Here is a 14446-nt window from a genome sequence, read left to right as displayed (position 1 = left end):
CGTGGCGCCTCAGGAGTTGAAGGGCGACCGAAGCGTGCCGGTTGCGGAAGGTGACGGCAGTCGGATCGACAGGGGCGGTGGCCGTTGCAGACCAGCGCCGACTATCGGCGTCGAGGTCATCGGCGTGACGGATTGATCAGCCTTCGAAGCCGCCAGTGCTTCTTCGGTCGTGCATGTGCTGGCGACATAGGATGGGGCGGGGCCGAATATCGTGCCGCGCCGGGCGAACTTGTCGTACAGCAGCGGCAGGGTGTTGCGGATGCCGGCCATTCCCAGACCGCCCTTGGCATCGATCTGCGACATCTCGCTCATGCACATCTTGCCGGGCTCGACGCACATGTTGAGGATCGCTTTGTAGAGATCGGCATCCACCGCCGCATAGTGGCGCACGGGTTGGTTCTCGCTGGGCTGTTCGAGTTCCAGATAGCCGTTTCGGTCGAGCTTGCCGCCGCCGTCCTTTGCCTTCGCGATCCATGCCTGGAAACCGGCATCGTCCAGGCCGTGGAACGCGAAGCGCATTCCCGAGAAGCCGGCGCCGCTGTAATTGGCGGAGAACCCTTCATAGTCGCCGGACTTGTTTATGACGGCGTGTAGCCTGGTTTCCATACCCGGCATTGCATAGATTTGGCCGGCCAGTGCTGGAATGTAGAAGGAGTTCATCACCGATGCGGAGGTGATGCGAAAGCTGATCGGCCGGTCGACCGGCGCAGCCAGTTCGTTGACCATGGCCACGCCGTACTGCGGATAGATGAACAGCCATTTCCAGTCGAGCGCGACGACTTCGACCTCAAGCGGGCGCACGTCCGGCGGCAGCGGCTTGCCGGCCGCGACACGTCCGATCGGACGATAGGGGTCGAGCAGATGGGTGCCCATCCAGGTCACTGCGCCCAGGCAGATGATGATCAGAAGCGGCACAGCCCAAATGACGAGTTCGAGGTGGGTCGAGTGGTCCCAATCCGGCTCGTAGCGCGCCTCGCGGTTGGACTGGCGGTATCGCCAGGCAAAGAATATGGTGAGAGCCATGACCGGTATGATGACGATCAGCATCAGTGCCGTGGACACCATCAGCAGGTCGCGCTGCTGCGCGGCGACGTCGCCGGCAGGGTTCATGACGACCATGCTGCAGGAGCCGAGCGATGCCAGCAGGGGCAGCAGGAAAAGGGTACGGAGACGGCTCAATGTATGACCTGTCGGTTGTTCCCCCCAGTGCTAACCGTACCGCGGCAATGAAGGCATTGGACAATTTGTCCAATGCCGCAATGACGCGGCAGGCCTCATCAAAGCACCTGGCCCGCGCACATGGCAAGCGATCGTAATGAGACCGCGGCGGGGCGACGGAGAATGCTGTGAGCCCAACTTCTAAGATCGAAGCCGACGCAAGACGGATCAACGCGCGGCATCATGAGGTGAAGCCCGGCGAAATCGCCGTCGGCGTCATCATCGGCAGGACGTCGGAATTCTTCGACTTCTTCGTCTACGCGATCGCTTCCGTCATCGTTTTTCCGAAGCTCGTATTTCCTTATGCCGACCCGTTGACCGGCACGCTCTACTCCTTCGCCATCTTCGCGCTTGCCTTCATCGCGCGGCCGATCGGGACGGCGATCTTCACCGCGCTCGACCGCGCCTATGGACGCAGCGCCAAGCTCACCATCGCGCTGTTCCTGCTGGGGACCTCGACTGTGTCGATCGCCTTCGTGCCCGGTTACGACCAGATCGGCCAGGCTTCGGCCTGGCTGCTGGCCATGTTCCGGATCGGTCAGGGACTGGCGCTGGGCGGGACATGGGACGGACTTGCCTCGCTGCTGGCGTTGAATGCGCCCGAAAAGCGCCGCGGCTGGTATGCGATGATCCCGCAGCTGGGCGCACCACTCGGGCTCATCGTTGCCAGCGCCCTGTTTGCATATTTCGTCGGCAACCTGTCGGCCGAAGACTTCTTCAGCTGGGGCTGGCGCTACCCGTTCTTCGTCGCCTTCGCCATCAATGTCGTCGCCCTGTTCGCACGGCTGCGCATCGTGGTGACGCCGGAATACACCAAACTGTTTGAAGGCCAGGAACTGGAGCCGACTTCCGTCCGCGAGACGTTGCGCGCCGAAGGGCGCACTGTCGTGCTCGGCGCCTTCGCGCCGCTGGCGAGTTTCGCCCTGTTCCACATGGTGACGGTGTTTCCTCTGTCCTGGATTTTCCTGTTCACGCGCGAGGGACCGGCCCGGTTCCTGGTCATCGAGACGATCGGAGCCTTCTTCGGCCTGGCGGCAATCGCGATCTCGGGCTTCGTCGCAGACCGGGTTGGGCGCTGGCCCTTGCTCGGAGGCTCGGCGGTGGCCATCGCCGTTTTCAGCGGTTTCGCGCCACAGCTGCTCGATGGCGGCTTCGTCGGAGAGTCCGTCTTCATGGTGTTGGGCTTCGTCCTGCTCGGCCTGTCGTTCGGCCAGTCTTCGGGAGCACTCGCCTCGAACTTTTCAAAGACCTACCGCTATACAGGGGCTGCGCTGACCTCGGATCTCGCCTGGCTGTTCGGGGCCGGCTTCGCCCCCATAGTCGCTCTGTTCCTGTCCGCCCATTTCGGGCTGATCTCATCAGGCGCCTATCTTTTGTCGGGAGCGCTATGCACGTTGCTTGCGCTGAGGCTCAACCAGCGCCTGGATCGGACGCCCGCTTGAGTGACCTGCTTGGCCAGGGCTGGGGACCTCCCGGCCCAATGACTCTGCACGACAAGACCAACAAACAGAATTTCCTGCTTCTGATCCAACTGCGCTGGATCGCGGTCGGTGGTCAGATCGTGACGATCCTGTTCGTCCGCTACGTGCTCGGCATCGGATTACCGCTGGTGCCGATGGCGGTGGTGATCCTGCTGCTGATCGCTCTCAATGTCGCCAGCCTGCGCCGGCACAGCAGCCAGGACGCGATCACCAACACCGAACTGTTTCTTGGACTGCTGCTCGACGTCACCGCGTTGACGGTCCAGCTTTACCTGAGCGGCGGCGCGTCCAATCCCTTCATTTCGCTTTACCTGCTCCAGGTCATTCTGGGCGCGGTGCTGCTGGAGACATGGTCGGTCTGGGCGCTGGTCTTCATTGCAAGCACGTGCTTCATTGCGCTGACCACCTTCTACCGTGAGATCAGCCTGCCCGCCGCACACGGTGCCGGGCTGTTCAGCCTGCACATCCAGGGCATGTTCATCTGTTTCGTCCTGGCGGCAACGCTTCTGGTGCTGTTCATCACCAGGGTCCAGAACAACATTCGCACCCGCGACGCCCATCTCGCGGATTTGCGCCAGCAGTCGGCGGAGGAGGCTCACATCGTCAGGATGGGCCTGCTCGCCTCCGGTGCCGCGCATGAGCTCGGCACGCCGCTGGCCACGCTTTCCGTCATCCTCAACGACTGGCAGCGCATGCCGGCTCTCGAGGCCGATCCGGATCTGGCGCAGGAAATCCGGGAGATGCAGGGCCAGTTGGACCGTTGCAAGAAGATCGTTTCGGGAATCCTGATGTCCTCGGGCGAATTGCGTGGCGAAGGCACGGTTCGCACCTCCGTCGACGCCTTCCTGGCGGAGCTGGTGGCCGAATGGAAATCGACACGGCTGCCGCAAGGTTTCGAATACACCAGGCGTTTCGGCGCCAACCAGGAGATCGTCTCCGATCCCGCGCTCAAACAGGTGATGTTCAATGTACTGGACAACGCACTTGAAGCGTCGCCTCTATGGGTCGGGTTGATCGTCAGCCGCCACGCGGACGATCTCATCGTCGAAGTTGTCGACGCGGGACCGGGATTTGAAGAAGCCATGCTTGCAGAATTCGGCAAGCCCTACACGTCGACCAAGAACCGGCCAGGTAGCGGGCTCGGCCTGTTTCTGGTCGTCAATGTCATCCGCAAGCTGGGGGGTACCGTCACCGTAAGAAATAGAACCGAGGGGGGAGCTTCGGTTACGTTGCATCTGCCGCTGGCTGCTCTGTCTCCGCGAGGGCACAATGCCGACTAAACGCACGCTGTTGATCGTCGAGGACGACATCGCCTTTGCCAACGCACTGCGCCGGTCTTTCGAACGGCGTGACTACGAAACGCATAGCTGCCGGAGCGTCGACGGCGTGCATGCGCTGATCGGCACCGTTGCCTTCCAATATGCCGTCGTCGATCTCAAGCTCGCCAGCGGCTCGGGCCTGGAATGCGTCAGGGCGCTGCACGAGCACGATCCTGAAATGCGGATCGTCGTGTTGACCGGCTTTGCAAGCATCGCCACCGCTGTCGAGGCGATCAAGCTCGGCGCCTGTCAGTATCTCGCCAAACCCGCCAATACAGACGACATTGAAGCGGCTTTCGGACAGGTCGAAGGCAATGCTTCGGTGCCGCTCGCCGAGCGACCAACCTCGATAAAGAACCTCGAATGGGAGCGCATCCACGAGACGTTGGTGGAGGCCGACTTCAACATTTCGGAGACGGCACGACGGCTGGGCATGCACCGCCGGACTCTGGCGCGGAAGCTGGAGAAGAGGCGTGTGAAGTAGGCACGATCTACTGCATTCCAGTCGCCACATTGGGCTCACTGCCGCCATGCCTGCCATCGATGCACCGATGGAAATCACCCGCACAACGATTCCGGGAGCTTGTATTCTCGGCTTCATCATGCGGTTCCAGGGATAGCCCCTCGATGCTGCGAGGCGAGGGTAGAGGCGAACGATGTCCTCAAAGGGAAAAAATTGGCAGGGCAGGGATTAAAATCCCCACATGCTCCGTAAACAGGACATGAAACCGTCAATGCCACGCTTTGACATCATAGGGCAGCTCGGTTCGCTGCGTCGCTATGCGCGCTCGCTGACGCGCGACAGCACCGACGCCGAGGATCTTGTCCATGACGCGCTGGTGCGCGCCTATGAGCGGCGCAGCACGTTCCGCTCCGGCGGAAACCTGCGCGCGTGGCTGCTGTCGATCGTCCACAACACCTTCATCGACAAGATGCGGTCCCGCAAGTCCGAAGCGTCGCGCGTCGAACAGGCTGGATACCTGGCCGACGGCAGCACGCCGGCACCACAGGAACATTCGGTGCGCCTGGCGCAGGTGCGCGAGGCTTTCTTCAGCCTGCCGGAAGAACAGCGTTCAGCGCTGCACCTCGTCGCCATCGAAGGCCTCTCCTACCAGCAGGCCGCCGATGCCAGCGGCGTGCCGCTCGGCACGCTGATGTCACGCATCGGCAGGGCGCGCGCCGCACTGCGCGAGATGGAGGAGCCCGCGAAGGCAAAAAACCACCTCAGGATCGTTGGAGGCCCGTCATGACCGCAACTGTCGATCCCGTGACCGATATCGACCTCGACGCCTATGTCGACGACCAGGTCGACGTCACCCGCCGCATCGAGGTCGAAGCATTCTTGTCCGCTCGCCCGGAGGCGGCGGCGCGCGTGATGTCGGATCTCAGGACCCGCGATGAACTGCGCGTGGCGCTTGCCGGCTCCAAGGGCATGGCGCGCCCCGCGACCGCCGATGCCGCGCGGCGGCTGGAGAGGGGGCTTGCCCGCGGCCGGCTCTTCGGCGTGTTGCAGCGCGCGGCGGCGGTCGCCGGCTTCGTCGCCGCCGGCTGGCTGGCAAACGGCATCATCGGGCCGATGTCGGTGACCAAGGTCGTCGCCTCGCCGCAGCCGCCCGCCTATGTCGACGAGGCGGTGCAGGCCCACAGGACGACGCTGGTGCGCGAGAGCATGCCATCGCAGGCGGAAACGCCCAATTACAACGCCGGCGAAATCCGCGCCGCTACTGCCATCGTCATGCCGTCGCTGCCGACGGATTGGAGGGTGCGCGACGTGCAGATCTATCCGTCGCGCTTTGGGCCGAGCGTCGAGATGGCGGTCGAGACGAAAGACATGGGGCTGGTGTCGCTGTTTGCGATCCGGCCCGGAACCTTCGACGTCGTCAAGCCGGCGATAGCGCCCTCGGGCGACATTTCGTCGGCCTATTTCCAGATCGGCGATGTCGCCTATGCGGTGGTCGGACGAAGCGAGGTCCACGACCTCGACCGCGCCGCCGAGACGCTTGCCAAGACGCTTTACTGATCGATTCACAAAGGAGAACGCAAATGAACACCCCCAATCTGGGATATCGCGTCGGCGCCGGCGCCCAAACCGGAGCCATCTTCGACGAGGGCCTGCGCCAGCATATGCTGCGCGTCTACAATTACATGGGCGTCGGCCTGGTGGTCACCGGCCTCGTCGCCTTCATGATCTCATCGACGCCGGCGCTCTACGTGCCGATCTTCTCCAGCCCGCTGAAATGGGTGGTGATGCTGGCACCGCTCGCCTTCGTCTTGTTGTTCTCGTTCAAAATGCAGACCATGTCGGCGGCGAGTGCCCAGGCGATGTTCTGGGCCTTCTGCGCGGTCATGGGCCTGTCGCTCGCCTCCGTGTTCCTGGTCTTCACCGGAACCAGCATCGCGCGCACCTTCTTCATCGCCGCCACCATGTTCGGCGCCACCAGTCTCTACGGCTACACGACAAAGCGCGACCTGACCCAGTTCTCGTCGTTCCTGATCATGGGCCTGATCGGCGTGGTGATCGCCAGCATCGTCAACATCTTCCTCGGCTCGACCGCGCTGCAGTTCGCCATCTCGGTGATCGGCATCGCCGTGTTCATCGGCCTGACCGCCTGGGATACGCAGACGATCAAAGAACAGTATGCCGAGAATTTCGACGCGGAATCGCGCCAGAAACTTGCCGTCTTCGGCGCCTTCTCGCTCTATCTGAACTTCATCAACATCTTCCAGCTGCTGCTGAATTTTACCGGCGAACGCGAGTAATCCGGACCGTAGCAGGCAACATTTCGCAATTTACCGTGGCCGGAGGGAAACCTCCGGCCACGGTTTTTTATTTGAGGCAGCATTTGCCATGTGCGGTGGATCGTTCATCGCGGCTGACTGAGACGCGGTGTAAATCTGCCGCTCTTGAGTTCGCACGTCCCCTTTTGCTAGCCTGCCGGCCACGCCAGATAGCCGCGAGGACGCATGGAACAGGACAGCCTGACGCTTCACGGTGACGGCATCTCGGCGACTGTTGTCGGGCAGGGCGCCGAACTTGTCTCCCTACGCGATGCCGACGGCACAGAGTTTCTGTGGCAGGCCGGTCCGGAATGGCGGCGTCACTCGCCGGTGCTGTTTCCAATCGTCGGCCGGCTGAAGGGCGACCAACTGCGCCATCGCGGCCAGACCTATCCGATGACCCAGCACGGCTTCGCGCGCGACAAGCCGTTCGCCTGGGCGCAGAGGGGACCACGATCCTGCACGTTGGTGCTCACCGATGATGCCGATACCCGCGCGCACTACCCCTTCGCCTTTCGCCTGGCAGTGACTTACACGCTGGACCGCCATCAGCTTGATGTGACCTTCGACATCACCAACACCGGCGATGAGCCGCTGCCGGCATCGATCGGGGCGCACCCGGCGTTCAATTGGCCTTTGCTTCCGGATCTGGCCAAGACGGATTACCAGCTGACCTTTGCCTCCGCCGAGCAAGCGCCGATCCGCCGCCTGAAGGACGGCCTGCTGCTGAAAGCGCCACAACCGACGCCTGTGGAAGGCAAAAGGCTGGCACTCTCCGAAAGGCTCTTCGGCGAGGACGCGGTGATCATGGATCGGCCCGTCAGTTCCAGCGTGCGCTACGCTGCCGAGAGCGGTCCCGCGATCGAGATGTTGTGGCAGGGATTCCAGGAATTGGGTATCTGGTCCAAACCCGGCGGCGCGCCATTTCTTTGCATCGAACCCTGGCATGGCCTTGCAAGCCCGGTGGATTTCGATGGTGAGTTTATCGATAAGCCTAGCGTGATGTTGATCGAGCCTGCCGCGAAGCGTGTTCTGAGCTATCAGGTACGCCTGCTGCAGCGTCGTGCGCGAATGGCTGAATTGGAGTGAGCCCAGTGAATTCTGAAACAATCGAGATCTACCATCCACGTGGTGTTTCGAATTTGGGCCAATGGGACATTGGCGGTCTCAAGCTCAAAGTCTATGGCCTCGTCGCAGACAACAAGAAGGTCGACGGACCCATGGTGACCCTGGCACAGTCATTCGTGCGACAGGAGGTTCTGCCGCGTGTGGTGGACGAGGGTGACGACAATGGCATGGGCTTTGTGATTATTCATCCTGGCGAGCTGGGTGTTTCCATCTCGGTTCACTGGTGGATACAAGGTTCGGTGCTTTGTCAGCATATCTATCGGAAGCTGTATTCCGCCGCCGAACCGATGGATACGGTAAAGAGACCTGTTGTTGCCTGTGTTTGGGAATTGGCTCTGATAAATGCCGAGCAGGAAGCTTGGCGAAAAACGATGATGAAAAGCGAGCCCAGTCCGTCAGGATACATGGACGCTCAGCTGGCTTCGAAGCTGCATAGAGACCGCCCATGATCGACTATGGCGTGGTCGCTCAGACCGTCGGTGCCCAATGAAGCTGTATTTCAGCCGCAATCCCAACCCTCGGCTCGCGGTCGCGGTCGCACGCTACCTCGACGCGAAAGTCGAATTTGAATTCGCCTCGCCATTCGCTCCGGGGCAAGCGGAGAAATTTCGCCGGTTAAATCCCAATCTCTCGCTGCCCATCCTCGCGGAAGAAGAGGGAAAAAGCCTCTGGGAGGCAGACGCCATAGCCTGCCGGCTCTCGCGCGATGCGCATTCGGATTTCTGGCGCACCGGCGATGACGAACCCGAGATGATCCGCTGGCTGAGCTGGGGCAAGGAGCACTTCGCATTCGCTTGCGACATGGTGCATTTCGAACGTGGGACCAAACAGCGGTACGGCATCGGCCCGATCGATCAGAAGCGGGTGGAGGAGGGCCTAAACCAATTCCATACGGCCGCGGCAATACTCGACGCCGTGCTTGCCGAGCGGCAGTGGCTGGTCGGGAATTCGGTTTCCTATGCCGATTTTCGAATGGCGACCTTCCTGCCGTTCAACGAAGCCGCCAGATTGCCGCTCGACGATTATTCCTCTGTCAGCCGCTGGTACCGTCGGCTTGAAGACATCGGCGCCTGGCGTGACCCTTTCAAGGGGATGGATGCACCCGAATTGCCGCCGGTGCCGCAAACGGCTGTCGCGGATCAGCGGTGAGAACGCGCGCGAAGAACCGCGCAGCAGGTACCAAGGCAATGATGTGCGGGGGATCGGATGAATATCTATGTCCTGAGCGTGGTCGAAGGACAGGAATGGGTCCTTCCTCGACAGGCGGACGACTACCAGCTGTTTTCGACGCTCTGCGGCCGGAAGCAGACACAATGGCATCCGCCCGGGATGGAGATCCTGTGCGAACACGACGACGGTACGCTCCGGCAATATTCAGATTTTCCATGGCTTGGCGAGCATGTGCTCATCCTGCGGGCGAGGGCGTTGAAGTTGCTTCGGCCAACCCTCGAGCCGTACGGTGAATTCCTGCCGCTTCGTGCTGACGAGCCAATATCGCTCTTCAATGTCACCACCGTGATCGATGCGCTGGACGAGGAACGTTCGAAGATCGTTCGCTTTGACGATGGCGGCATAATGGTGATCGAAAGCCTCGTCCTTCGAGCGGACGCAATCGGCGGTACCGAGATATTCAAGCTGCCCGAGCGTGCCGATGGGGTGCGAATATCCGATATCTATCTGCAGGAGACGATCGTACGCCGGATCGGGGAGCTTGGGCTCAAGGGCATTGCTTTCAACTTGGTTTGGAGCGACGAGCCGGCCGGACAAGGCAGGATCGAGTACCCAGGTGTGGAAAAGGGCATTTCAACCGCAAGCTCGCTCACGCGCCTTTGGGCCGGTCTGCGGCGAAAAGCAGGGTTTTGATATCAAACCTGCCGGACGACGGTGCCGACCACATTGACGAGAAGGCGCGCGGCGGTCAGCGCTGACAGGCCGTCAATATCGGCCGGAGGATAGAACTCGACAAGGTCGAATCCTGCGATCCGGGCCCGTCTGCCGAGGCCGGCGATCAGGTCGATCACCTGCGTGTAGGTGAGACGCCGGGTGTACGCGCCGCCACGCCCGGCATGATGCTCGGATCGAGGCTGTCGCAGTCGAGGGTGACGACGACCCGTGCGCCCTCCGGAATATGCCGTAGCGCGGCTTCGACGCCCTGAGCATGAACCTCGCGGGCGGTCACGAAGCGGCTGCCATAGCGCCGTGCCGCTTCGATCTCGGTGATGCGTGCGCTGCCGACGCTGCGCAGGCCGACTTGCACCATGCCTGCGACATGCGGCATCTCGCTCGCCCTGCGCATCGGGCTCGAATAGCCGTGGCGTTCGCCATGAACCTCGTCGCGCCAGTCGATATGGGCGTCGATCTGCAGGACCCAGACCGGCCCGTGCTCCGCAAAGCCGGCGAGGAAGGGAATGGTCATGGAACAGTCGCCGCCGATCAGGATCGGCACGGCCGGCAATGACAGGATTTCGCGCGTTTTTGCCTCGATCCTGACCCTGTTGCCGGCATTGTCATGCATGGTGGTCAAGATATCGCCGACGTCGATGCAAGAGGCCGGCTTGCCGTCGAACAGCGGGCCGCCGAGATCGAAATCCCAGTGCTCGACGAACGCGGCATCGTCCTGGCTCGCAGTTCGGATTGCATCCGCCGCCAATGCATGGCCGCGGCTGTCCTTGCCGGGATAAGTGCTGCCGTGACCGGCCCCGAAGATCACCGCGCGGGGCATGTGACCATCTGCGAGACGGTCTGGAAAGCCGAGAAAGGGAGGCGAGGGGGTCATGCCTTGATGGATCCTGATGATGGCTTAGCGCACGGCCCATCGGGTGCGGTTAAGTCAAGCGCCTCGGCTTCAGCTTTGTGTGCCGATCGGGTAAGCCCAATAAACTCTAAAACAATCGAGATCGATCACCCACCTGGTGTTTCAAATTTGGGCCAATGGGACATTGGCGATGGCATGGGCCGATCTCGAGGCGACATTACGCTGCCGGCGAGGACGTTGGGGCGGCTTGGATCGGCAGGCGCGATCCCGAAATTTCCAGTACGTGACGAGAATGAACCTTGGCTGGTCGCCTGGTAGCGGAACCAGGCGAGGTTCACGTTGTTACCACAGCGGGCGACTGCCGGTTGCCGGATTCGGAGTCATCGTTTCATGACCAATGGTCCATTGCCTGAAAACGTTCTGGTCTCGCTTCCCAAGATCGATGCAAAAGCGGCGCCGACGCTCAAAAATGCCGAGGCGGAGGTATTTTACACGGAAGCAATCCGTGAGCTTACCGCCACCGACATACCCTTTCTGGTCGCCGGGACCTACGCGGTAAGCGCTTATACGGGTGTCACCCGCCAGACCAAGGACCTCGATATCTTCTGCAAGGCAGGCGACTACGCGCGGATCCTGGCCCATTTCAAGCAGCTTGGATATGCCGTCGAAATCGAGGATGACCGGTGGCTCGGCAAGGTGTTCAAGGGCACGCATTTCTTCGACGTCATATTCGGCTCGGCCAACGGCACGGTGCCTGTTGGCGACCTGTGGCTGGAACACGCCCGCCAAACGGAGCTGTTGGGCAGCAGGGTGCGGATCATCGGCCCGACCGAACTCATCTGGTCCAAATGCTTTATCCAGGACAGAGGGCGACACGATGGCGCCGATATCGCTCATACGATTCTCAAGGCGGGCGATCAGATCGATTGGCACCGGCTGCTTTCTTATCTGGAGGTTCACTGGGAGGTTCTGTTGATGCAGCTTATCAATTTCAGGTGGATCTATCCGAGCGAGCGCGATCATATCCCGGCGTGGCTGCTCGATGAATTGCTCGACCGCCTCGCCAAGCAACGGCAGTTGCCGTCTCCAAGGATGAAGATCTGCCGTGGGCGGCTGCTTTCGCAAAGCGATTACGAAATCGACGTCAAGGAATGGGGCTTCGCCGGCGTCGGTGGTGTGGGAGAATTCCGTGATGGCTGATCCCGTCAAGAGCAGCGCGCCCAAGGAGGGCGCACGCGCGCTCAAAGTTGCCGCGGTCGGGGATCTCCATGTGCGGGAAGATGCGCAAACCTCGTATCGCGACCTCTTCGGCGAGATATCGAGCGAAGCCGACATTCTCGTTCTCACGGGCGATCTCACCAATCTCGGCAAGCCTCGTGAAGCGGAGATGCTGGCCGAGGATCTGCGCAACTGCTCGATCCCGGTCGTGGCGGTGCTCGGCAATCATGACTACGAGTCTGGTGCGGTGGAAGACGTCACGAAGATCCTGCGCCAGGCGCATGTTCATCTCCTCGACGGGCAGGCAGTTGAAATCGAGGAGGTGGGTTTTGTCGGCGTGAAGGGATTCATAGGCGGCTTCGGGTCACGCATGCTCGGCTCATTCGGTGAACCGGCGATCAAGACGATGGTCGCGGAAAGCGTGAACGAGGCAATGCGACTTGAAAATGCGATGCGCCAGGTGCGGGCGAAGCGCACGCTGGTGATCCTCCACTACGCGCCGATTGCCGACACAGTCGCGGGAGAACCGCCGGAGATATTTCCATTTCTGGGCTCTTCACGCCTGGCGGAGACGATCGATCGATTCCAGGTTAGTGCTGTCGTGCACGGTCATGCACATCGCGGTTCTTACGAAGGTCAAACACCTGGCGGAGCCAAGGTCTACAACGTCGCGATGCATGTGGCCAAGCCAAGCGGCCGCCCCTACGCCTTGCTCGAAATCTGACGCCAGCGGCATGCGCCGTGGTGTCCATTGGCCTTGACTCAATTGGTGGCGTTGATCGATTTCGCCAACTCTTCCAGCTTCCGGGGGTCGTTGCCGTGACGGCGCACCAGTTCGCGAGCCTGCCTGGACGGCAAATCGGTCGTGGCCGCCAGTTGTCGCACCTGCTGATCGTCGATGGCGACCTGCGGCAATGTATGGTCGATATTTCCTTCCTTGTCCTTCATCACGCTTCTCCTTGATCCCTGTCGACGACAACGGCTCGAAAATCCGACCGGTTCCGAACGATCTGCAACTTTTGCGCCGGCACCTGGGCGGACCAACATACTCGTGTCCCGAGGGCGTAACGATCTCGCTGGATTCTGCCAGGAACCATGCCACGGCGCACGAGTTGTTCCGACTGAACGGAGATAGTTAGATGCCACAGCCAAGACAGCCAGACCCAAATCGCGATGTGCCCGTGCCGCCTCCAACATGGAAGCCCGAGCCGATCGAGGAACCCGAACCGGAAAGGCTCCCGGACGAGACTCCGCTGCCCAATCCCGACGAGAATGAAGAGCCTCCCATCCACGCGTAGGACGAAGGGGAGTTTCTTTATCGCGGGGCAAAGCACACCTTCGGACGGCTAACGATCAATCTCGCCAAACACGATGTCGAGCGATCCGATGATGGCGGCAACGTCGGCGATCATGTGCCGTCGAGACAGGAAATCCATCGCCTGCAGATGGGCGAAGGATGGCGCGCGTATCTTGCACCGGTAAGGGACATTGCCCCCGTCGGAAACCAGATAAACACCGAATTCTCCCTTTGGCGCTTCAACCGCGGCGTAGACTTCTCCGGCCGGCACGCGATGCCCCTCGGTATAAAGTTTGAAATGCTGGATGGTCGCCTCCATCGAGCGTTTCATCGTGGCGCGCCGCGGCGGCGTGATCTTCTGGTTTGGAAGCGCGACCGGCCCCTGGCCTTCGGGTGACCGCAGTTTTTCCAGGCATTGCTTCATGATCCGCACCGATTGGCGCATCTCCTCCATGCGGACCAGGTAGCGGTCATAGCAGTCTCCGTTCTTTCCGACGGGAATGTCGAAATCCATGTCCGGGTAACATTCGTATGGCTGTGCCTTGCGCAAATCCCATGCGGCGCCCGATCCGCGCACCATCACGCCGGAAAATCCCCAGGCCCAGGCATCCTCCAGCCCGATCACGCCCACATCGACATTGCGCTGCTTGAAGATACGGCTGCCGGTGAGCAATTCGTCGAGGTTGTCACAGACTTTGAGGAACGGATCGCAGAAAGCCCAGATGTCGTCGAGAAGCTTCGGAGGCATATCCTGGTGCACGCCGCCGATCCTGAAATAATTCGCATGCATGCGGGCGCCGGAGGCGCGCTCGTAAAAAACCATCAGCTTCTCCCGCTCCGCAAATCCCCAAAGCGGCGGCGTCAGCGCGCCGATATCCATGGCCTGCGTCGTGACGTTGAGGAGATGCGACAGAAGCCGGCCGATTTCGCAAAAGAGAACACGGACGAGTTGTCCACGCTTTGGAACAGTGATTTCGAGCAGTCTTTCGGCAGCGAGGCAGAACGCATGCTCCTGGTTCATCGGCGCGACATAGTCGAGCCGGTCGAAATAGGGCAGCGCTTGCAAATAGTTCTTGTGCTCTATGAGTTTTTCGGTGCCGCGATGCAGTAAGCCAATATGCGGATCGGCACGCTCGACGATCTCGCCGTCCAGTTCGAGCACCAGCCGAAGAACACCGTGGGCCGAGGGATGCTGGGGCCCGAAATTGATGGTGAAGTTGCGAACGGCGGCTTCGACCATTGCTGCTCTCCG

General features: G+C 61.2%; 15 protein-coding genes and 1 pseudogene. 12 read left to right on the top strand and 4 right to left on the bottom strand.

Features of this window, described 5'->3' with window-relative positions:
- Positions 1–9 precede the first annotated feature (9 nt).
- Positions 10–1179 carry a ubiquinol oxidase subunit II gene (gene cyoA, locus EOB80_RS19395; RefSeq protein WP_127329028.1) on the bottom strand — a complete coding sequence of 390 codons (1170 nt, stop codon included), beginning with the start codon at positions 1177–1179 and terminating at the stop codon, positions 10–12.
- Between the two features lie 167 nt (positions 1180–1346).
- Here cyoA and EOB80_RS19390 point away from each other — a divergent pair, with 167 nt between their 5' ends.
- The 10 genes from EOB80_RS19390 to EOB80_RS19345 all read left to right on the top strand — a co-directional run bounded on the left by EOB80_RS19390 (position 1347) and on the right by EOB80_RS19345 (position 9787).
- Positions 1347–2660, top strand: coding sequence for an MFS transporter (locus tag EOB80_RS19390; protein WP_127268838.1), 1314 nt, complete (start codon positions 1347–1349; stop codon positions 2658–2660).
- The gene (locus tag EOB80_RS19385; RefSeq protein ID WP_127329027.1) at positions 2657–3979 is read left to right on the top strand and encodes an ATP-binding protein; all 1323 of its coding nucleotides are present in this window, start codon (positions 2657–2659) and stop codon (positions 3977–3979) included. The genes EOB80_RS19390 and EOB80_RS19385 overlap by 4 nt, the downstream gene beginning before the upstream one ends.
- Positions 3969–4502 (top strand): response regulator transcription factor, encoded by a 534-nt coding sequence (locus EOB80_RS19380; protein WP_127321068.1) that lies wholly within the window; start codon positions 3969–3971, stop codon positions 4500–4502. The genes EOB80_RS19385 and EOB80_RS19380 overlap by 11 nt, the downstream gene beginning before the upstream one ends.
- A 250-nt stretch (positions 4503–4752) precedes the next feature.
- Positions 4753–5268 carry a sigma-70 family RNA polymerase sigma factor gene (locus tag EOB80_RS19375; protein WP_236383399.1) on the top strand — a complete coding sequence of 172 codons (516 nt, stop codon included), beginning with the start codon at positions 4753–4755 and terminating at the stop codon, positions 5266–5268.
- A complete protein-coding gene (locus tag EOB80_RS19370) occupies positions 5265–6038 on the top strand; it encodes an anti-sigma factor (RefSeq protein ID WP_127272302.1) in 774 nt (257 codons plus the stop codon). Before EOB80_RS19375 ends, EOB80_RS19370 begins: the two co-directional genes overlap by 4 nt.
- A gap of 23 nt (positions 6039–6061) precedes the next feature.
- Positions 6062–6778: a Bax inhibitor-1/YccA family protein gene (locus tag EOB80_RS19365; protein WP_127271130.1), complete on the top strand. Its 717-nt coding sequence runs from the start codon at positions 6062–6064 to the stop codon at positions 6776–6778.
- Positions 6779–6982: 204 nt separating this feature from the next.
- Entirely contained in the window at positions 6983–7885 is a 903-nt protein-coding gene (locus tag EOB80_RS19360) for an aldose 1-epimerase family protein (RefSeq protein WP_127271128.1), read from the top strand.
- A gap of 5 nt (positions 7886–7890) precedes the next feature.
- A complete protein-coding gene (locus EOB80_RS19355; RefSeq protein WP_127329026.1) occupies positions 7891–8373 on the top strand; it encodes a hypothetical protein in 483 nt (160 codons plus the stop codon).
- Between the two features lie 37 nt (positions 8374–8410).
- Positions 8411–9073 (top strand): glutathione S-transferase family protein, encoded by a 663-nt coding sequence (locus EOB80_RS19350; RefSeq protein WP_127329025.1) that lies wholly within the window; start codon positions 8411–8413, stop codon positions 9071–9073.
- Positions 9074–9130: 57 nt separating this feature from the next.
- Positions 9131–9787, top strand: coding sequence for a DUF1629 domain-containing protein (locus tag EOB80_RS19345; protein ID WP_127329024.1), 657 nt, complete (start codon positions 9131–9133; stop codon positions 9785–9787).
- 2 nt (positions 9788–9789) lie between these two features.
- On the opposite strand, the pseudogene EOB80_RS19340 reads toward EOB80_RS19345, so the two are convergent.
- Positions 9790–10700: pseudogene (locus EOB80_RS19340) on the bottom strand (agmatinase).
- 369 nt (positions 10701–11069) lie between these two features.
- Here EOB80_RS19340 and EOB80_RS19330 point away from each other — a divergent pair.
- Both EOB80_RS19330 and EOB80_RS19325 read left to right on the top strand, forming a co-directional pair.
- Positions 11070–11879 (top strand): nucleotidyltransferase family protein, encoded by an 810-nt coding sequence (locus EOB80_RS19330; RefSeq protein ID WP_127329022.1) that lies wholly within the window; start codon positions 11070–11072, stop codon positions 11877–11879.
- Entirely contained in the window at positions 11872–12621 is a 750-nt protein-coding gene (locus EOB80_RS19325; protein WP_127271062.1) for a metallophosphoesterase, read from the top strand. The genes EOB80_RS19330 and EOB80_RS19325 overlap by 8 nt, the downstream gene beginning before the upstream one ends.
- A gap of 38 nt (positions 12622–12659) precedes the next feature.
- On the opposite strand, the gene EOB80_RS19320 is transcribed toward EOB80_RS19325, so the two are convergent.
- Together EOB80_RS19320 and EOB80_RS19310 are read right to left on the bottom strand one after the other, a co-directional pair.
- Positions 12660–12845 carry a hypothetical protein gene (locus EOB80_RS19320; protein WP_127271064.1) on the bottom strand — a complete coding sequence of 62 codons (186 nt, stop codon included), beginning with the start codon at positions 12843–12845 and terminating at the stop codon, positions 12660–12662.
- A 398-nt stretch (positions 12846–13243) separates the two neighbouring features.
- Positions 13244–14434, bottom strand: coding sequence for an NADH-quinone oxidoreductase subunit D (locus tag EOB80_RS19310; protein WP_127329021.1), 1191 nt, complete (start codon positions 14432–14434; stop codon positions 13244–13246).
- Positions 14435–14446 lie beyond the last annotated feature (12 nt).

Source organism: Mesorhizobium sp. M7A.F.Ca.MR.245.00.0.0 (genome assembly GCF_003997415.1).
Taxonomy (GTDB): domain Bacteria; phylum Pseudomonadota; class Alphaproteobacteria; order Rhizobiales; family Rhizobiaceae; genus Mesorhizobium.
This window is presented reverse-complemented; position numbering and strand designations above follow the sequence as displayed.